Below are 20,329 nucleotides of genomic sequence, written 5' to 3' on the forward strand. Positions count from 1 at the left end.
ATGCAGTTTTCTGTGCGCTGTTCACTTCATTTGCCGCTCAAATTGTAATCGATATGTTGGCATTTTGAATCCAATGTAAATAAATGTATTTATTTTTGAAGTAATGAATGCTAAAACGTCGCACTGATTAGTAATGCTTATCAAAATCATTATCAATTACACATTCATTTTCGCGAGGCCTGCAGGGTATAACATCCATAGAGATGTCCCTTCGCGCGAGTGAAATCGTCCACTCCAAAAATAATAAGTCACTCATTAACATGGATAAAAATCGCAACTTGCCGTCCAGTAGCTTCCACTCACTGACTTTTTTTGCCGGTCTGTGCATTGGTCTGTCCCCGATAGCTCAGGCTGTCGCTGCGGGCGACCAGGATAAAAAACAAGAAGACACTCTGGTCGTTGAAGCGGCCAAACCTTCGCTGTACGCCCCAACACAGTCTGCTGACCCTAAATTCTCCCGCCCGGTGGCGGATACAACCCGCACCATGACGGTGATTTCTGAGCAGGTGATTAAGGATCAAGGCGCAACAAATCTGACCGATGCGCTGAAAAACGTCCCGGGCGTTGGCGCATTTTTCGCCGGTGAGAACGGTAACTCCACCACCGGTGACGCGGTTTATATGCGTGGTGCGGATACCTCGAACAGTATTTATATCGACGGTGTGCGTGATATTGGCAGCGTCACGCGCGACACCTTCAATACCGAACAGGTGGAAGTGATCAAAGGTCCTTCCGGCACCGACTATGGACGTAGCGCACCGACTGGCTCTATCAATATGATCAGCAAACAGCCGCGCACCGACTCAGGAATCGATGCATCGGCCAGCGTCGGTAGCGCCTGGTTCCGCCGGGGTACGCTGGACATTAACCAGGTCATCGGCGAGACCACCGCCGCACGTTTAAACCTGATGGGTGAAAAAACGCATGATGCTGGTCGCGATAACGTTAAGAATGAACGTTACGGTGTGGCCCCCTCTCTCGCTTTTGGCTTAGGGACAGAGAACCGACTGTACCTGAACTATCTACATGTTACCCAGCACAACACGCCGGATGGCGGCATCCCTACCATCGGCCTGCCGGGATATTCCGCGCCTTCTGCGGGGACTTCTGCACTGAATCAGTCAGGCAAAGTAAATACGCACAATTTCTACGGTACCAACTCAGATTACGACGATTCGACAACCGATACCGCGACGATGCGTTTTGAACATGATCTGAACGACAGCACCACTATTCGCAACACCACCCGCTGGTCGCGCATTAAACAGGATTATCTGATGACGGCGGTGATGGGCGGCGCGTCTAACATCACTCAACCCACCAGCAGTGTCGACACCTGGACCTGGTCACGCCTGGCAAATACCAAAGATGTCAGCAATAAAATCCTGACCAACCAGACCAACCTGACCTCAAAGTTCTACACGGGATCCATCGGTCACGACATCAGCACCGGCGTGGAGCTGACGCGCGAAACACAAACCAACTATGGCGTGGCGCCTATCACCCCACCACCGGTGAATATCTATCACCCCGACAGCAATGTGAATATCGGCGGATTATCCCGTAACGGCGCCAACGCTAACGGGCAAACAGATACCTTCGGTGTGTACGCTTTTGATACGCTACAAATTACCCGTGAGTTTGAGCTGAACGGTGGTATTCGCCTCGACAATTACCGCACTGAATATGACAGCGCCACCGCTTGCGGCGCTTCCGGCCGTGGCGCAGTCGCGTGCCCGACAGGTGTGGCCAAAGGTTCCCCGGTCACCACTGTGGATACTGCTAAATCAGGCAATCTGGTGAACTGGAAAGCGGGCGCGCTGTATCACCTGACCGATAACGGTAACGTGTACATCAACTATGCCGTTTCTCAGCAACCGCCGGGCGGCAACAACTTTGCTCTTGCTCAGGGCGGCAGCGGTAACAGTGCGAACCGTACCGATTTCAAACCGCAGAAAGCAAAAACCAGCGAGATCGGCACCAAATGGGAGGTGCTGGATAAGCGCCTGCTGTTAACTGCCGCAATTTTCCGCACGGATATTGAGAATGAAGTTGAGCAGAACGACGACGGTACCTATTCCCAGTATGGGGAAAAACGCGTTGAAGGCTACGAGCTCTCGGTAGCAGGCAACATCACCCCCGCATGGCAGATTATTGGGGGTTACACCCAGCAACGCGCGACCATCCACAGTGGCAAAAACGTTGCTCAGGATGGATCCTCTTCACTGCCATATACACCGGTACATGCGTTCACCCTGTGGAACCAGTATCAGGCTACTGATGATATCTCCGTTGGCGCAGGCGCTCGCTACGTGGGTAGTATGCATCGTGGTTCAGATGGAGCCGTGGGTACGCCATCCTACACCGAAGGTTACTGGGTCGCCGACGCCAAACTGGGTTATCGCGTGAATCGCAATCTCGATTTCCAGCTGAACGTCTATAACCTGTTCGACACCGATTATGTATCCTCCATAAACAAGAGCGGATACCGTTATCATCCGGGCGAGCCAAGAACTTTCCTGCTCACCGCCAATATGCATTTCTGATCCATCGCGTGGGGCGTCAGCCCCACTTTCAGGAGAAACACTGATGATGTACCACATTCCCGGCGTTCTGTCGGCGCAGGATGTAGCCTGGTTTCGCGAACAACTGGACGCTGCCGACTGGGTTGATGGCCGCGCAACCACCGGCGCTCAGGGGGCGCAGGTGAAAAACAACCAGCAGGTGAATACGCAAAGTGAACGCTACAGCGTTTTACAACAGGCGGTACAGACTGCGGTAAATAACAGCGCGCTTTTCTTCGCCGCAGCACTACCAAAAACGCTCTCCACACCGCTGTTTAATCGCTACCAGGACAACGAGACCTACGGTTTTCACGTTGACGGTGCGGTGCGTAGCCATCCGCAAAACGGCTGGATGCGCACAGACCTTTCCGCAACCTTATTCCTGAGTAACCCGGATGATTATGAAGGAGGAGAACTGCTGGTCAATGATACCTACGGCCAGCATGCGGTGAAGCTTCCGGCAGGCGATCTGGTGCTTTATCCTTCCAGCAGCCTGCACTGCGTCACCCCGGTGACTCGTGGGGTTCGCGTGGCATCCTTTATGTGGATACAGTCGATGGTCCGTGACGACAAAAATCGCGCCATGCTTTTTGAGCTGGATAAAAACATTCAGTCTTTAAAGGCTCGTCATGGGGAGAGTAGCGAGATCCTGTCATTACTCAATCTTTACCATAACCTGCTGCGCGAATGGTCTGAAATCTGATACTGCTGGCGCATGGTCGTTTTTCAGCCATCACCTTCGCTATACTTAGTCTGTAGACATCAGCAGGAGGTACACATGGCATCCGGATGGGCAAATGACGACGCAGTTAACCAACAGATCAACAATACTATTGAAGATGCTGTTGCCCGCGCCCGCGGTGAGTTACCGACGGGGGAAAGTCTGTATGAATGCGAAGAATGTGGCAATCCTATCCCTCAGGCCAGACGTGAGGCCGTGCCTGGCGTACGCTTGTGCATCACTTGCCAACAGGATAAAGATTCACATAGTGCATCATTTTCAGGATATAATCGCAGAGGTTCGAAAGACAGCCAGCTACGTTGACTCATCTTTACCTAAAGTTTCAGCGCATACGCTTTCCTTTACGAGCACGCTTTTTTGCACTCTGTGTAGCAAAATGTGCCGTTGTCGTCTTCTCTGTAAATCGCAATGACAAGAACTGTAAATCCCTTACTCGAATTTATTAATATTCAATAAGTTATTTGTCATTCAATTTTTTTGATTGATGTCGTCAATTCTATTCGATTTTCTCTCGCCAAAAAAAACGTGATACTTATCACATCGACGGAACAACGTCTTCTTAACAGAACACTTACTAACAGAACAAACCTGCGAGAGATTAATCATGAAAAACATTAAATATGCTGTTGCTGCTATCGCCCTGTCTACCCTGTCATTTGGCGTTTTCGCTGCCGAGCCGGTTTCCTCCACTCAGGCACAAAGCATGAATAAAATTGGTGTGGTTTCTGCTGATGGCGCCACCACGCTGGATGGCCTGGAAGCAAAACTGGCTGAGAAAGCGGCTGCTGCCGGTGCATCTGGTTACAGCATCACTTCCGCTGTCGGTAAAGACAAAATGAGCGGCACCGCGGTTATCTATAAATAACCGAAAGATTACCTGTACGACCCAATGCTCCAACCCTCATTGACCCTGTTTGTTACCCTTTGTTTGCCCGTCCGCCACTGGACGGGCTTTTTTTTGCCTATTATTCCAGCCGCTGGCAAAATTCCCGCAACACGGCCTCTGGCATCCCAATTTGCAGTGCCGCGTCACAAATAGCCTGCCAGCTTCCGGCGTCCAGCGGAATACCGTGTTCCAGCCGTTCCTCACGCGTATTGACTTCCCACTCCCCTGGCAACAGGATTGGAGCCTCTTCAGCATGCGGAGATGCTTTCACCCATTCAGCAAATGCCGCAACCTGATTGTCGCAGTCCGGCGCGCCGAACAATTCCGGATTCAGAATAATGGTGGTCATACAGTTAATGATGGCGTCCGCGCTGGTCTGCAGGCTCTCTTCATGTGTGGTTTTACCGCCAGAAAGCGCACCGCCCATAATTTCGCACATCGCCGCCAGCGCATACCCCTTGTGCTCGGCAAAGGTCAGCAACGACCCCAGCGGAGAAACCTGCATTACCGCAGGATCGGTTGTGGGAGCCCCCTCGGCATCGATCAAGCATCCCGGAGCCACCGGCTCACCCTTGTGCCATGCCACCCTGGTTTTGCCAAACGCGATAGCGCTGGTTGCATAATCCAGCAACAGTGGGAAGGTATTTTTACGCGGGAATACGACACATAAGGGATTGGTGCCAAAACGGCTATCGCGGCCATGAAACGGTGCGACCATCGGGATCCCTACCACATTCACAAAATGCACCGAAACAAAACCCGCCCCCGCACATTGCTCCGCCCAGTAGCCAATGCGTCCGATATGGTGCGAATTATGTAATGCCACGGCAGCGATTCCGTACTGACGCGCTTTTTCGATTCCAAGCGTGATTGCCTCGTGCGCCGCCACCTGACCAAACGCACAGTCTCCGTCAAGCGTAATCACCGCCCCCGCATCTTTTACCACTTTGGCATGACGGTTGATCTGCAGATGCCCCTGCGAGAATGAGCGAATATAGCTTGGGATCATACCGATACCATGGGAGTCGTGACCGGCGAGGTTAGAGGCTATCAGATGGTCGGCCACCAGCCGCGCCTCCTGATCATTGCTTCCCATCTGATGAAAAACGGCCTGGATAAAGGCGTGCAGCGTTGGCACATGGAAGCGATGTCCACTGTTCATTGTTATCTCCTGTTGTGTCGCATGTTTGTTGTGTTTCTTATTTTTCAACAAACTATGCTGCGCCACGGCGCTCTGGAGGTCAATAAACGTGCAGAAATTTCACATTGCCGAAAAGAATGAACCGACAGGCCAGGCAACAGGCCCGTCGGGATAACAAATGGTTTAGAAACTTTGCTCGACGCGGGCAAGTCCTTCAGCCAGTGAGACGGATTCACCGGTTGCCACCAGGCAGCAGGCCATCTGAATTTTCAACGATGCCGGAACCGGCTCACTGCCAGCCAGACAACGCTCAATCCAGCGCGCGGTGGTTTCCGGATCTTTTGCTACCGGTAGCGGTACCGGCTCGTCAGGCATCTCACTCTGTCGGTCCTGTAGCACTCGCACACCGGATGAATCTATCAGGCTTATCTGCGGGCAGCGCTGCGGGTTGGCATACACTTCGCCCTCGGTACCATGCATCAACAGGCCACGCCCACCGATATCGCCGAAGAACTTCGCCACGCGCGAGACGTATTCCGGGTGGGACACGCTGGAAAGACGCAGCGCGGCATCTTCGCCAAACGGCGTGGCTAATTTAGCCAGCGTATGCGCACTGTTACGCACGCCCATACGCCAGCGCATCGCCAGCTGTTTCTCCAGCGGAGGACACAGTGCGCTCACCGGGATGAACACCGGCTCATGACCATCCAGCTTTGCCTGAGCCTGCCCGGCATGTAGCGTTGGCGTAATCCCCATCAGTTCGAAAATGGTTTCTGTCAGCACACGGTTTGGATCCTCGCTGACGCCGTGCACCACCACCGGAAAGCCGAGTTTATGCAGTAAAATCGCCAGCAGCGGAGTCAAATTCGCCTGCTTACGCGCGCCATTGTAGCTGGGAATGACAATCGGCATAGGTTTGGCTACCGGCGGAGTCAGACGAATGGTGTGGTTTTGCATCGCTTCGTAAAAGCCCAGCATCTCCGCTTCGCCTTCGCCCTTGATACGTAGCGCAATCAGTACCCCGCCCATCTCAAGGTCAGGTACGTCGCCGTTCATCATATGGGTATACAGTCCGCGAGCAGTATCCCTGTCCAGGTCACGCGCGTGATTTTTTCCTCGCCCAATCTCTTTAATGATTTTGCGGTAATCCATCGATAACTCCTTGCCTGTTGCTCGCATCGTTAACGCCGACGACGGCGCGTGGGTTTCGCTTTTTCTTTTGGTTTTACTATAACGTCTGGCACAGCAGGTTGCTCTATCGGAAATATGGGTAACGCGTTCAGTAAACGCTTGCCATAGCTTTTGGTCAATAAACGCTTGTCATAAATAACCACTTCTCCCCAGCAGCCATGGCTACGGATGAGTCGCCCAACCTGCTGGATCAAATTAAACGACGCCGCGGGCAGGCTTTGCACCTCAAAGGGGTAGCGGTTCAGGCTTTTCAACCATTCGCCCTCGGTGATCACCACCGGGCTGTCGATAGGCGGAAAAGCAATTTTGTGAATATGCACCTGGGTCAACAGGTCGCCTTTCAAGTCCAGACCTTCAGCAAAAGATTGCAGCCCAACCAGCACGCTGCGCTCGCCGTTAGTCACCCGCTTACGGTGCAACTCCACCAGACGATAGCGCGGCTGATCGCCCTGTACCAGCAACAGCAGGCGCAGATCGGTAACGTGCTCAAGAAAACGCTGCATCGCCCGACCGCTGGCAAAGAGTACCAGCATGCCCTGATGCTTTTTACTTTCCAGCTGTTCGCGGAAATAGGCGGCCATTTCCGCAATATGCTGCTCTTCGTTATCAATTAACGGTTCGTAGCGCATCTGCGGAATGACGATTTTGCCCTGTTCAACGTGATTAAACGGTGAATCCAGCGCGACAAACCGGTCTCCTGCTTTTTCCTTCAGACCGCTCATCTCCTGCAAACGCGAGAAGCTGTTGAGTGAGCGCAGCGTTGCGGAAGTGACAATAATATGCGGGACGCTACGCCACAGCAGTCGTTCGAGCTGATCGCTCACGCGGATCCCCACGCAGTGGAACCAGACGTGGATCTGCCCGTCACGCACCTCGCGCGTTGCCCATTTACTCACCGGCGCGCCTGACGACTGCGCGAGCGATGCCAGCCGCCACAGTTTGCTTTGCGCCTCAAACATGCCCAGCGCCCGGTTCATCTGCAAAATAACCCGATGCAGACGCACAATATCGTGAGTGCCGGTTTTTTCACTGAGATCGTTGAGGAACTGTTCCGCCAGACCGCGCAGCATTTCTGTTAGCTTCGCCAGACGCTGACAAATCTCCATCACTTCCGCAGGCAATTCGCCCATCGCGAAGCGGTGCTCCGCCTCCTGGGTAGCGGGCATGTACAGATTAAGAATGTTATTGAGCGATGAAATCAGCTCATACAATTCCTCACAGTGACCGTTCAGACGCTCGGCATTCGCCAGCGGCGGCGTAGTTTTTGGCCGAAACTGCTCCAGACAGGTAGCCACTAATTTGCAAAATAGATCCAACTGCAGTCGATACCAGGGGGCGCTGATTTCCGCGCTCATCTCCAGCGCATCGCGCGCGACATCCGGCAAATGGTGGCCTTCATCAAGCACCAACAGCAGATTTTTCGGCTCCGGCAAAACGGCTTCGCTTTCCATGGCTGCCATCACCAGCGCGTGGTTGGCTACTACCACTTCAGCTTCCTGAATCTCCCGGCGGGCGACAAAAAAAGGGCATTCACGATAGTAGTGACAGTTGCGATTCAGACAGCTGGCTTTATCGGTGCTCAGACGCTGCCAGAGTCCGTCGTCAATGGCGATATCGGTGTGATCGCGCAGCCCGTCCCACTTGTAGCTGTCGAGATCGCCTTTTAACCTTGCGCAGCGCTTTTGTTCTTCCTGGTTGTTGGGCGTCAGATCATCCTCGAGAAAAGCCAGCAGATCCTGCTGATTAGGTTCGGTGCTGGCCAGCGCCGCTAAGTTACGCGGGCAGACATAGCGTCCGCGACCAAACGCGGCAGTGAAACGCAGGTCGGGGATAATTTTGCGCAGCAGCGGTAAATCTTTGCTGTAGATCTGGTCCTGCAAAGCGACGTTGGCAGTACTGACCACCAGCGTTTTTTGCTCTTCACGCGCAATGGCAATACCGGGAATCAGATACGACAGGGTTTTCCCCACCCCGGTCGGTGCTTCAATCGCCAGATGCCGCCCTTCTTCCCCGGAAAGCGTTTTCGCGACGTCAGCAATCATCTGCCGCTGCGGCGCACGGGGGATAAAGTCGGGGATCTGTTCCTGAAGCGCCTTGTACCAGGCGGCGATTTGCGCTTTTAGCGCAGCCGTAAGTGCCATGAGAAAACCTGAAATACTGTATAAACAGCCACTATTGTGGCACATTTCAGGCGTTGGATGTACCTTTTTCCCCCATTCTGGAAAGCGCTTCGCAGCTCTGGCTTAAATTGCCGGATGGCTGCTTACACCCTATCCGGCCTACAGTCAGGTGCATTGCAGGCCGAATAAACGTGTCGGTTAATAGTATCCCAGCAGCTTCCACCACAGCATGCCCACGGCAAAAATGATGATCACATTTGCCGTTACCACACAGAGGTTAATTTTGTAAAAGCGCGGTCGTTCAAAATATCCCTGGGCAAAATAAATAGGACCAGGTCCGCCGCCATACTCGGTATTCCCCCACATCAGGTTACTAAAGATGCCGAAGCAAATAGCGACCATCATCGGCGGCGCACCCGCAGCGATCGCCGTGGCCGCGAAAGGAGCATACAGCGCAGCTACGTGTCCGGTAGCCGTAGCAAAGAGATAGTGGACGTAAATGTAAAGGATCCCCAGCACAATAAAGGACTCGATCGCACCAAAACCCTGAATTCCGCTGCCTAACTTTATTGTCATCCATTTAATAAAGCCCAGATCGGCAAGTCCGGTCGCCAGACTAATAATGACGCTAAACCAGATAACCGTATCCCAGGCCGCATGGTCATTAAGCAGGCTTTTCCAGCTAACGGCACCCGAGGCAAACAGATAAGCAGCCAGCCCAAGTCCGACAGATGTGGCAGACAATCCAGTAATCAAACTGGTGCCCCAGCCAACCAGCGCCAGCACAAAACCAAACGCGACTTTTTTCTCGTTGCTGCTCATCGAACCGAGCTCACCGAGCGCCTTCTTACCCATCGCTTTTGCCTCTGGTGTACGCTTAAGCTCAGGATCCAATAATTTATAGACCAGTAGCGGCATCAGACAGAAACAAACCATCGCAGGGACCACTGCGGAAATAAACCATCCGCCCCAGGTTATCTCCATGCCCAATGACGATTTCGCCAGGCTCGCTACCAGCGGATTCGCCGCCATCCCGGTGAGGAAAATCGCCCCGGTAATCGGCGTAAACTGGAAGCACACCATGGTTAAGAAATCGCCAATGCGCTTGCCAGTAACCCCTGGAGCGGAACCCAATACATCATTGATGGAACGCGTGATGGGAAAAATTATGCCCCCGGACCGTGCAGTTACTGACGGCATTGCCGGGGCCATAATCAGATCGGAAACCCCCAGTGAGTAAGCAATACCCAGGCTGCTGCCGCCAAAGAGCGATAACATTTTATACGCGATACGTTTCCCCAGTCCTGACGTCACAAACCCCAGAGACAAGACGTAGGCACAGAAAATGAGCCATACCGTACCGGACGCAAACCCTGACAGCGCCTTTGCCTCTGGCAACGTTTTGGTGAAAATAACCACGCAAAGTGCAATTAACATCACCGCCCCCGAAGGGAGCGGCTGAGTAAGAATGGCGGCAATGGTCGCGGCAAATATCGCGAACATATGCCAGGCCTGAGGCGTCAGACCATCAGGAACGGGATAAAACCAAATGATCGCGCCTATCGCCAGCGGTATCAGGAACGACAGAATGGATTTTCCCGTGACAGAATTCGTTGACATAAAAATATCCTTATTCCGTTAGCCCGAGAGCATTCATTTCTGCGACATGTATCTTGCTAATACCTGATCCACCATCGCCGGTGCCATTCCAAGGTAATTTGCCGGATCGGTCAGTTTTTCAATCAACTGTGGGTCCAGTCGTTCAGAGACGGATGGCATCGCATTCAGCACATCAGCCAATCGTCCACCTTGTTCGTTGACGATACGGCATGCGTCATACACCACGTCATGTGCATCCTGACGACCAATATACGGAGCCAACCCCATCATGACCGCTTCAGCAACAATCAATCCGTTAGTCATGCCGAGGTTACGTTTCATTGCCTCTTCATCGACCACCAGCCCCGCCAGCATAAAGTTGGCCTGATGCAATGCCCCCGCACTGAGCACGAAACTTTCCGGGATAGCAATCCATTCGGCATGCCACGGCCCGGTTGCTCGCTCCAGATCTTGCACCATCGCATCAAGCATCAACCCTGCCTGTTGGCGAACGCCTTTGGCACAGGCCAGCATCAGCTCACTGGAAATAGGGTTACGTTTCTGCGGCATGGTACTGCTGGCGCCACGCCCTTTAACAAACGGCTCATACAGTTCGCCAAACTCGTTTGCTGCCAGCAGCATTACGTCGTAGGCAATCTTGCCCAGCGACCCGGTAATCACCGCTAACAGGTTCACCGCTTCGGCAAAACCATCACGCGCGACGTGCCAGGTGGAGGTTGGGACATTTAGCCCAAGCTCTTCCATCATCGCTTTTTGTACCGCGAGGCCTTTATCCCCCAGTGATGCCAGCGTACCGGCTGCACCCGCAAATTCGCCGACCAATACACGAGGACGCGCCTGAGTAAGACGTTCCGCGTGGCGTTCAAACATATCCAGCCAGATGGCCGTTTTGTAACCAAAGGTCACGGGCAAAGCCTGTTGTAAATGGGTTCGCCCGGCCATCGGCGTATCACGATAGCGGCGTGAAAGATCGGCCAGCGTTGCACGGAGTTTGTCCATATCGGATTCAATGAGCGCAAAAGCATCACGAATTTGCAGGACCACTGCGGTGTCCATAATGTCCTGAGTGGTTGCCCCCCAGTGCACATAGCCACCGGACTCGCCAGCCTGTTTAGAAATCTGGTGCACCAGCGGTAGGATCGGATAACCCACAATTTCGGTTTCATGGCGCAATAAATCAAAATCGAGCGTGTCAGCATTACATTTTTCTGCGATTTCCTGCGCCGCAGCCTCGGGTATCACACCGCAGCGTGCCTGGGCTTTGGCTAGTGCCACTTCCACTTCCACGTATTTGCGCACCAGCTCGCGATCGTCAAACACCGCGCGCATCGCCGGTGTGCCGAAAGAATCCCTGAACAGAACAGAATCAAGTACATTCGAAGCCATAAATCCCCCTGGAAAATCTGATAATGATAAGATGCGTGTTTACGGCAGTTTGTTGGATATTCAAATGCCGCCACAATGTCCAGACATAAACAAATGTCCGTACATTTAAATGTACGGACATTTATAGTATTCATAAGAAATGTAGGGAATAGTCCGTACAAATTTTCGTGATAAAGATCACTAATATTTTGATGAAACTGCGATGAAAGAATCTCTGTACAAGCGAATAGCACGTGAACTGGCGCAGCAAATTGCGGTGGGAACTTTTGCCCCCGGTTCGCTGTTTCCTACGGAAATGGAACTGTGCGAAACATGGCAGGTCAGCCGCCACACCATGCGTGAGGCGTTAAGGGAATTAACAGAGCAAGGTCTGATATCACGGCGTAAAGGCGCGGGAACCCGCGTTTGCGAACCTAAGGCTAACGGCGTCAATCACCCGCTATCGCATCTTGAGGATCTGTTGCTGCTGGCCAAAAACAATCTACGCGTCATCAAGAAAATCGATGAGATTGTGGCGGACATAGAGCTGTCCCAGATGATTGGCTGCCCGCCAGGTTCCCGTTGGCTGCACATTGCCAGCACTCGCGAAGATGCGCAAAACCCCGACGCACCAATCTGCTGGACGGACAGTTATGCCAGCACGGATTACGCCAAGTTGCGTACGTACATCCGTGACGACCCACACTCGCTAATCAGCGATTTGATCGAAACCCATTACGGTATCAAAAGTCATGAGGTGCACCAGACCATTACGGCTGTCGGCGTGCCAAAAAAGGTGGCAAAAATTCTCAATGTAGCACCTGATTCGCCAGCGATGAGAATCGTGCGTCGTTATCTGGACAGGGACGGGAAAGTATTTGAGACGACGATTTCGATTCACCCGGCAGGACGATATACCTGCTCAATCGTGCTGAAATCGCAAAGTTCGGGGGAGTGATTGACCTATCCGGCCTACACAGGGTGTAGGCCGGATAGCGTGTTTATACTGCCATACAGCAAGGGAAATTACTGCGCTGCAGACGGTTTGCGCGGACGGCGCGGTGGACGAGGTTTATCACCTGCCGGTTTGCCTTCGCCACTACGCGGTTTCGCTTTTGGCGCACCGCCATCCTGACGACGCGGTTGCTGGCCACGCCCTGCTCCGCCCTGCCCGCGACCACCGCCGCCGCCACGCTGCTGGCGACCATTCTGGATCGGCTCAGCTTTGATGGACGGATCTGGCTCGTAACCTGGCGTTGCAATACGCGGGATCTCTTTTTTCAGCAACTTCTCGATGTCACGCAACAGCTTGTGTTCATCGACACACACCAGAGACAACGCTTCGCCGGTAGCAGCCGCACGACCGGTACGACCAATGCGGTGCACGTAGTCTTCCGGGACGTTTGGCAGCTCGTAGTTCACCACGTGCGGCAGCTCTTCAATGTCCAGACCACGCGCAGCAATGTCGGTCGCTACCAGCACACGAATATCACCGGATTTAAAATCAGCCAACGCACGCGTACGCGCACCCTGAGATTTATTACCGTGGATTGCCGCACTGCGGATGCCGTCTTTATTCAGCTGTTCTGCCAGATGGTTCGCGCCATGTTTGGTACGGGTAAACACCAGCACCTGCTGCCAGTTGCCCTGACCAATCATCTGCGACAGCAGTTCGCGTTTACGTTTTTTATCCACGAAATGAACGTGCTGAGTAACCTGCTCTGACGCGGTATTACGACGCGCCACTTCGATTTCCAGCGGGTTGTGCAACAGTTTTTCGGCCAGCGATTTAATGTCATCAGAGAACGTTGCCGAGAACAGCAGGTTCTGACGTTTTGCCGGCAGTTTTGCCAGAACGCGACGAATATCGTGAATAAAGCCCATATCCAGCATGCGGTCAGCTTCGTCCAGTACCAGGATCTCAACCTGATCCAGTTTCACCGCATTCTGGTGTTCCAGATCGAGCAAACGACCCGGAGTGGCGATCAGCACATCTACGCCGCCACGCAGCTTCATCATCTGCGGGTTAATGCTGACGCCGCCGAAGACCACCAGCGAGCGAATATTCAGATACTTACTGTAATCACGGACGTTTTCGCCAATCTGGGCCGCCAGTTCGCGGGTTGGCGTGAGGATCAGCGCACGAACCGGACGACGGCTTTTACCATGCGGCTGATGGGTGATCAGGTGCTGCAACAGCGGCAGGGTAAAACCTGCCGTTTTCCCCGTACCGGTCTGGGCGCTGGCCATCAGATCGCGGCCTTCCAGCACGGCAGGAATAGCCTGCTGCTGAATAGGGGTAGGTTCACGGTAACCCTGCTCGGCAACGGCACGTAAAATTTCAGGGTTTAAACCAAGGGAATCAAAAGACATAACAACTCCGAACCGCCCTGACCGTTACCGGTGTCGTTTTCAGGGAGATACATACAATAGAGATGACAAAAACCACAATGTCATGAAGGGGCGGAGTGTAGCAGTTTTTGTGATGTGCCGCATAAATTATCCCTTCACTGGAAAATAACGCTCCGGACTGGACAAGGCTGCACATCAGTCATAATCTTAATCAATCGATTGATTAAGATCAGAGTCGTGCCATGAATACACCCACCATGACAACCAAAGGTGAACAGGCGAAGAACCAGCTCATTGCCGCCGGATTGGCGCAATTCGGCGAGTATGGTCTGCACGCCACGACGCGCGATATCGCTGCACAGGCCGGGCAAAACATTGCGGCTATCACCTACTATTTTGGCTCAAAAGAGGATTTATATCTCGCCTGTGCCCAGTGGATTGCAGATTTTATCGGCTCACAGTTTCGCCCGCACGCTGAAGAGGCCGAGCGTTTATTTGCTCAGCCGGAACCGGATCGTGGCGCGATGCGCGAACTGATCCTGCGCGCCTGCAAAAATATGATCATGCTGTTAACTCAGGACGACACCGTTAACCTGAGCAAATTTATCTCGCGCGAACAGCTTTCCCCCACTGCGGCTTATCAACTGGTGCACGATCAGGTTATCAATCCGCTGCATACTCATCTGACGCGCCTGATTGCCGCTTATACCGGCGGCGATGCCAATGATACCCAAATGATCCTGCATACCCACGCCATACTCGGCGAGGTGCTGGCCTTTCGTCTGGGGAAAGAAACCATTCTGTTGCGTACGGGCTGGTCACAATTTGATGAGGATAAAACCGCACTGATTGACCAAACGATCACCTGTCACATCGATCTTATTCTGCAAGGTTTAACGCAAAGGAGTCTGGAGTCATGAAAAAACCTGTCGTTCTCGGGCTGGTTATCGCGGCCCTCGTTGCCGTGATTGCCGGTGGAACGTGGTGGTATCAAAGTCGGCAAGATAACGGCCTGACGCTATACGGCAATGTCGATATCCGTAGCGTCAACCTGAGTTTTCGTGTCGGCGGCAGGCTGGCCTCGCTGGCGGTTGACGAAGGCGATGCGATTACCGCCGGCCAGGTGCTGGGCGAACTGGACCGCGCACCGTATGAAAACGCATTGATGCAGGCAAAAGCCAATGTAGCCGCCGCACAGGCGCAATACGATCTGATGCTGGCAGGGTATCGCGAAGAAGAGATCGCGCAAACCGCGGCGGCAGTCAAACAGGCGCAGGCCGCCTATGATTACGCGCAGAACTTTTACAATCGGCAGGTAGGATTGTGGAAAAGCCGCACCATTTCTGCCAACGATCTGGAAAACGCCCGTTCATCACGCGATCAGGCGTTAGCTTCGCTGAAATCCGCACAGGATAAACTCACCCAGTATCGCAGCGGTAATCGTGTGCAGGACATCGAGCAGGCAAAAGCCACGCTCGAACAAGCCCAGGCCGAGCTGGCACAGGCAGAGCTTAATTTGCATGACACCACGCTGACCTCGCCGTCTGACGGCACGCTTCTTACCCGTGCGGTTGAACCCGGCAGCATGCTGAACGAAGGGGGCACGGTACTGACGCTGTCGCTCACACGTCCGGTTTGGGTTCGTGCTTACGTTGATGAACGCAATCTGAGCCAGGCGCAGCCAGGACGCGAAATCCTGCTCTATACCGATGGCCGTCCGGACAAACCGTATCACGGTAAAATCGGCTTTGTGTCTCCTACCGCCGAATTTACCCCGAAAACGGTCGAGACCCCTGACCTGCGTACCGACCTGGTATATCGCCTGCGAATTGTCGTCACCGACGCGGACGATGAGCTGCGCCAGGGAATGCCGGTAACGATTAAGTTTGGCGATGAGGCACGGCATGAATGACGCCGTCATTACGCTTAAAGGGCTGACGAAAAACTTTGCCGGAATGGAAAAACCGGCCGTCGCCCCGCTCGACTGTACCGTTCATGCGGGCTACGTGACCGGGCTGGTCGGGCCGGACGGCGCGGGCAAAACCACGCTGATGCGAATGCTGGCGGGATTATTAAAACCTGATGCCGGAAGTGCTGCGGTGATTGGTTTTGATCCCATCAAAGACGACAGCGCGCTGCATGCGGTGCTCGGCTATATGCCGCAGAAATTTGGTCTGTACGAAGATTTAACCGTCATGGAGAACCTCAATCTCTATGCCGATTTGCGCAGCGTCACCGGTGAAGCGCGAGAAAAAACCTTTGCCCGACTCCTGGAATTCACCTCGCTGGGGCCGTTTACCGGACGACTGGCTGGCAAGCTTTCCGGCGGCATGAAACAGAAGCTCGGACTTGCCTGTACGCTGGTCGGCGAACCCAAAGTGTTGCTGTTGGATGAGCCAGGTGTCGGTGTCGACCCGATTTCCCGTCGCGAACTGTGGCAAATGGTCCACGAACTGGCCGGGGACGGCATGCTGATCCTCTGGAGTACGTCGTATCTGGATGAAGCAGAGCAATGCCGTGATGTGCTGCTGATGAACGAAGGTGAATTGTTATATCAGGGCGATCCCACTCAGCTTACGCAAACCATGGCGGGTCGCAGCTTCCTGATGAGCAGTCCGCAGGAAAACAACCGCCGACTGCTGCAACGCGCGTTAAAACTGCCGCAGGTCAGCGACGGAATGATTCAGGGGAAATCCGTCCGTTTAATCCTGAAAAAAGAGGCGACAGCTCAGCAGATCCAAAGCGCTGACGGCATGCCGGAGATAACCATCAACGAAACCGCCCCCCGCTTCGAAGACGCCTTTATCGATTTACTCGGCGGAGCCGGAACATCGGAGTCCCCGCTGGGCGCTATCCTGCATACCGTGGAAGGCACGCCAGGCGAAACGGTGATCGAAGCCAAAGCGTTGACCAAAAAATTTGGCGATTTTGCCGCAACCGATCACGTAAACTTTGCCGTGCAGCGCGGCGAGATTTTTGGTCTGTTAGGCCCTAATGGCGCTGGCAAATCCACCACCTTTAAAATGATGTGCGGCCTGCTGGTCCCCACCTCCGGCAAAGCGCTGGTGCTGGATATGGACCTGAAAGTCAGCTCCGGCAAAGCGCGTCAGCATCTGGGCTATATGGCACAGAAATTCTCTCTGTACGGTAACCTGACGGTTGAACAGAATCTGCGCTTTTTCTCTGGCGTCTACGGCCTGCGCGGTCGGGCGCAGAAAGAGAAAATCGATCGTATGAGCGAGGCATTTGGCCTGAAGAGTATCGCTTCCCATGCCACCGACGAACTGCCGCTGGGGTTTAAGCAGCGTCTGGCGCTGGCCTGCTCGCTGATGCATGAACCCGACATTTTGTTCCTTGATGAACCCACTTCCGGGGTCGATCCCCTCACCCGTCGTGAGTTCTGGTTGCATATCAACAGCATGGTGGAAAAAGGCGTCACGGTGATGGTGACCACCCACTTTATGGATGAGGCGGAATACTGCGATCGCATCGGGCTGGTGTATCGCGGCAAACTGATTGCCAGCGGGACGCCGGACGACCTGAAGGCTCAGGCAGCCGACAGCGACACGCCGGACCCGACCATGGAACAGGCGTTCATCACTCTAATCAATGACTGGGATAAGGAGCATACGCATGAGTAACTCCGCTCTCTCATGGCGTCGCGTACGTGCGCTGTGCGTGAAAGAGACGCGCCAGATCGTCCGCGATCCCAGCAGTTGGCTGATTGCGGTGGTGATCCCGCTGCTGCTGCTGTTTATCTTCGGCTACGGAATCAACCTCGACTCCAGCAAGTTGCGGGTAGGGATTTTGCTCGAACAACAGAGTGAAGAGGCGCTGGATTTTACCCATACCATGACCGGCTCGCCGTATATTGACGCCACCATCAGCGATAACCGTCAGGAACTGATTGAGAAAATGCAGGCCGGACGCATTCGCGGTCTGGTGGTGATCCCGGTGGATTTTGCCCAGCAGATGGCGCGCCCCAACGACGTGGCACCGATCCAGGTAATCACCGACGGCAGCGAACCGAATACCGCCAACTTTGTGCAGGGTTATGTCGAAGGTATCTGGCAAATCTGGCAGCAACAGCGGGCAGAAGATCGTGGGGAATCGTTCAAACCTTTGATCGACGTGCAAACCCGCTACTGGTTTAACCCGGCGGCCATCAGCCAGCACTTTATCATTCCCGGGGCGGTCACCATCATCATGACGGTGATTGGCGCCATCCTCACCTCATTAGTGGTAGCGCGCGAATGGGAGCGCGGCACCATGGAAGCGCTGCTGTCTACCGAAGTCACCCGCGTCGAGCTGCTGCTGTGTAAACTGATCCCGTATTACTTTCTGGGTATGCTGGCGATGCTGCTGTGTATGCTGGTGTCGGTGTTTATTCTTGGCGTGCCCTACCGCGGCTCGTTGCTGATCCTGTTTTTCATTACCAGCCTGTTTCTGCTCAGTACGCTCGGCATGGGGTTGCTTATTTCCACCATCACCCGCAACCAGTTTAACGCCGCGCAGGTTGCGCTAAACGCCGCCTTCCTGCCCTCGATTATGCTGTCGGGTTTTATCTTCCAGATAGACAGCATGCCCGCGATTATCCGGGCGGTAACCTACATTATTCCGGCACGTTATTTCGTCAGCACCCTACAAAGCCTGTTCCTGGCGGGAAATATTCCGGTGGTACTGATTATCAACGTGCTGTTTTTAATCGCTTCGGCGGTGATGTTTATTGGCCTGACGTGGCTTAAAACCAAACGTCGGTTGGATTAAGGAGGCGGGCATGTTTCATCGCTTATGGACATTAATTCGTAAAGAGCTGCAATCGCTACTACGCGAACCGCAGACGCGAGCCATTCTGATTTTACCGGTGCTGATTCAGGTTATCCTGTTCCCGTTCGCGGCAACGCTGGAAGTCACCAACGCCACTATTGCTATCTATAACGAAGACAACGGTAAACATTCGGTTGAGCTTACCCAGCGCTTTGCCCGCGCCAGCGCTTTTACGCATGTGCTGCTGCTGAAAAGCCCGCAGGAGATCCAGCCCACCATCGACACGCAAAAAGCCCTGCTGCTGCTGCGTTTCCCGGCTAACTTTTCGCGTAATCTGGATACCTTCCAGCAGGCACCCATGCAGATTATCCTCGACGGGCGCAACTCAAACAGCGCGCAAATAGCCGCGAATTACCTGCAACAAATCGTTAAGGAGTATCAGCAGGAGCTGATGGACGGTAAGCCAAAACCGAACAACAGCGAGCTGGTAGTGCGTAACTGGTATAACCCGAATCTGGATTACAAATGGTTTGTGGTTCCGTCGCTGATCGCCATGATCACCACTATCGGCGTAATGATCGTCACCTCGCTGTCGGTTGCCCGCGAGCGTGAGCAAGGCACGCTGGATCAACTGCTGGTCTCTCCGCTGACCACCTGGCAGATTTTTATCGGTAAAGCGGTGCCCGCGCTAATTGTGGCTACTTTTCAGGCCACCATCGTGCTGGCGATTGGTATCTGGGCTTATCACATTCCGTTTGCCGGTTCACTGGGGCTGTTCTATTTCACGATGGTGATTTACGGGCTGTCGCTGGTCGGCTTTGGTCTGCTAATTTCGTCACTGTGCGCCACCCAGCAGCAGGCGTTTATCGGCGTGTTTGTGTTTATGATGCCGGCGATTTTACTCTCAGGCTATGTTTCACCGGTCGAAAACATGCCGGTCTGGTTGCAGAATCTGACGTGGATAAACCCGATCCGCCATTTTACGGACATCACAAAACAGATTTACCTGAAAGATGCGAGTCTGCAGATTGTCTGGGGAAGCTTGTGGCCGCTGTTGGTAATAGCGGCCACGACCGGCTCAGCGGCGTATGCGATGTTTAGACGCAAGGTGATGTAGCTTTTTGTCTTTCGCCAGCAGCGAGACCACGGCGGGTCCGGCAAGGATTACCAGCCCCGCCAGTGCCAGCAAGACATTGTTTTGCAGCACGCGCGACAGCAGCCACAGTACGATCACTGCGGTACCGAAATACCACGTCGTGGTCAACTCTTCCAGCACATCAGCCACGTCGCGCCAGCGCTGTTCGTGGTGACGTTGCAATGCAAGCATCAATAAAACCGTAACGCCGTACACGACGCACAATCCCAGGCCGACATGCACCAGTCTGCCGCTCATCCAGCCCATTACCAGCAACGCCACTACCAGTAAATGCAACACTATCTGCCAGCAACTTAGACCCGTTGCGACACGAACACGTTGTTGCCACCTCATGGCTATTCTCCTGAAGGATTTTCGACTAATTGTTCAGAGTACCGGACTTTACGGAAAATTCCGCAACACCGCATCTTTTTGTGACGACGACT

The 20,329-nt window shown here is 53.7% G+C and carries 17 protein-coding genes; 10 read left to right on the forward strand and 7 right to left on the reverse strand.

Translation table 11 applies throughout. The annotated features are described in order from the left end of the window. Window positions 1-260: 260 nt before the first annotated feature. From BZK41_RS00640 to ybiJ, 4 genes are all read left to right on the forward strand, one after another. Complete coding sequence (locus BZK41_RS00640; protein ID WP_079937012.1) at window positions 261-2,546, forward strand: catecholate siderophore receptor Fiu; 2,286 nt, start codon at window positions 261-263, stop codon at window positions 2,544-2,546. 43 nt (window positions 2,547-2,589) lie between these two features. Further along, complete coding sequence (ybiX, locus tag BZK41_RS00645) at window positions 2,590-3,267, forward strand: PKHD-type hydroxylase YbiX (protein ID WP_079936842.1); 678 nt, start codon at window positions 2,590-2,592, stop codon at window positions 3,265-3,267. A gap of 75 nt (window positions 3,268-3,342) precedes the next feature. Beyond that, the gene (locus BZK41_RS00650; protein WP_079936843.1) at window positions 3,343-3,609 is read left to right on the forward strand and encodes a DksA/TraR family C4-type zinc finger protein; all 267 of its coding nucleotides are present in this window, start codon (window positions 3,343-3,345) and stop codon (window positions 3,607-3,609) included. 301 nt (window positions 3,610-3,910) lie between these two features. Next, window positions 3,911-4,171 carry a DUF1471 family protein YbiJ gene (gene ybiJ / locus BZK41_RS00655; protein WP_079936844.1) on the forward strand — a complete coding sequence of 87 codons (261 nt, stop codon included), beginning with the start codon at window positions 3,911-3,913 and terminating at the stop codon, window positions 4,169-4,171. Window positions 4,172-4,271: 100 nt separating this feature from the next. Here ybiJ and BZK41_RS00660 read toward each other — a convergent pair whose 3' ends face one another. The 5 genes from BZK41_RS00660 to BZK41_RS00680 form a co-directional block, all read right to left on the reverse strand. Next, window positions 4,272-5,354 carry a malate/lactate/ureidoglycolate dehydrogenase gene (locus BZK41_RS00660; RefSeq protein ID WP_079936845.1) on the reverse strand — a complete coding sequence of 361 codons (1,083 nt, stop codon included), beginning with the start codon at window positions 5,352-5,354 and terminating at the stop codon, window positions 4,272-4,274. Between the two features lie 162 nt (window positions 5,355-5,516). Next, complete coding sequence (ybiB, locus tag BZK41_RS00665; RefSeq protein ID WP_079936846.1) at window positions 5,517-6,485, reverse strand: DNA-binding protein YbiB; 969 nt, start codon at window positions 6,483-6,485, stop codon at window positions 5,517-5,519. 29 nt (window positions 6,486-6,514) lie between these two features. After that, window positions 6,515-8,665, reverse strand: coding sequence for an ATP-dependent DNA helicase DinG (gene dinG, locus BZK41_RS00670; protein WP_079936847.1), 2,151 nt, complete (start codon window positions 8,663-8,665; stop codon window positions 6,515-6,517). Between the two features lie 177 nt (window positions 8,666-8,842). Continuing rightward, entirely contained in the window at window positions 8,843-10,264 is a 1,422-nt protein-coding gene (locus tag BZK41_RS00675) for a DASS family sodium-coupled anion symporter (protein ID WP_079936848.1), read from the reverse strand. Between the two features lie 33 nt (window positions 10,265-10,297). Continuing rightward, window positions 10,298-11,650 carry an adenylosuccinate lyase family protein gene (locus BZK41_RS00680; RefSeq protein WP_079936849.1) on the reverse strand — a complete coding sequence of 451 codons (1,353 nt, stop codon included), beginning with the start codon at window positions 11,648-11,650 and terminating at the stop codon, window positions 10,298-10,300. A gap of 202 nt (window positions 11,651-11,852) precedes the next feature. Between BZK41_RS00680 and BZK41_RS00685 the strand changes: the two genes are divergently transcribed. After that, complete coding sequence (locus BZK41_RS00685; RefSeq protein ID WP_003831553.1) at window positions 11,853-12,587, forward strand: GntR family transcriptional regulator; 735 nt, start codon at window positions 11,853-11,855, stop codon at window positions 12,585-12,587. Window positions 12,588-12,655: 68 nt separating this feature from the next. Here the strand turns inward: BZK41_RS00685 and rhlE are convergent, their stop codons facing one another. Continuing rightward, window positions 12,656-14,002 carry an ATP-dependent RNA helicase RhlE gene (rhlE, locus tag BZK41_RS00690; RefSeq protein WP_079936850.1) on the reverse strand — a complete coding sequence of 449 codons (1,347 nt, stop codon included), beginning with the start codon at window positions 14,000-14,002 and terminating at the stop codon, window positions 12,656-12,658. A gap of 221 nt (window positions 14,003-14,223) precedes the next feature. Here rhlE and cecR point away from each other — a divergent pair, with 221 nt between their 5' ends. From cecR to BZK41_RS00715, 5 genes are read left to right on the forward strand one after another with little or no spacing between them, the layout of a single operon-like run. After that, the gene (gene cecR / locus BZK41_RS00695; protein WP_079936851.1) at window positions 14,224-14,901 is read left to right on the forward strand and encodes a transcriptional regulator CecR; all 678 of its coding nucleotides are present in this window, start codon (window positions 14,224-14,226) and stop codon (window positions 14,899-14,901) included. Then, window positions 14,898-15,893: a secretion protein HlyD gene (hlyD, locus tag BZK41_RS00700; protein ID WP_079936852.1), complete on the forward strand. Its 996-nt coding sequence runs from the start codon at window positions 14,898-14,900 to the stop codon at window positions 15,891-15,893. The genes cecR and hlyD overlap by 4 nt, the downstream gene beginning before the upstream one ends. Then, entirely contained in the window at window positions 15,886-17,622 is a 1,737-nt protein-coding gene (locus tag BZK41_RS00705) for an ATP-binding cassette domain-containing protein (protein ID WP_079936853.1), read from the forward strand. Before hlyD ends, BZK41_RS00705 begins: the two co-directional genes overlap by 8 nt. Then, a complete protein-coding gene (locus BZK41_RS00710; RefSeq protein ID WP_003831545.1) occupies window positions 17,615-18,748 on the forward strand; it encodes an ABC transporter permease in 1,134 nt (377 codons plus the stop codon). The genes BZK41_RS00705 and BZK41_RS00710 overlap by 8 nt, the downstream gene beginning before the upstream one ends. Window positions 18,749-18,758: 10 nt before the next feature. Continuing rightward, the gene (locus BZK41_RS00715; RefSeq protein ID WP_079936854.1) at window positions 18,759-19,865 is read left to right on the forward strand and encodes an ABC transporter permease; all 1,107 of its coding nucleotides are present in this window, start codon (window positions 18,759-18,761) and stop codon (window positions 19,863-19,865) included. On the opposite strand, the gene BZK41_RS00720 is transcribed toward BZK41_RS00715, so the two are convergent. Beyond that, window positions 19,827-20,237: a YbhQ family protein gene (locus tag BZK41_RS00720; protein ID WP_079936855.1), complete on the reverse strand. Its 411-nt coding sequence runs from the start codon at window positions 20,235-20,237 to the stop codon at window positions 19,827-19,829. The two genes, BZK41_RS00715 and BZK41_RS00720, sit on opposite strands and share 39 nt — an antisense overlap. Between the last annotated feature and the right edge of the window lie 92 nt (window positions 20,238-20,329).

The organism is Citrobacter sp. A316 (assembly GCF_002042945.1).
Lineage (GTDB): Bacteria > Pseudomonadota > Gammaproteobacteria > Enterobacterales > Enterobacteriaceae > Citrobacter > Citrobacter portucalensis.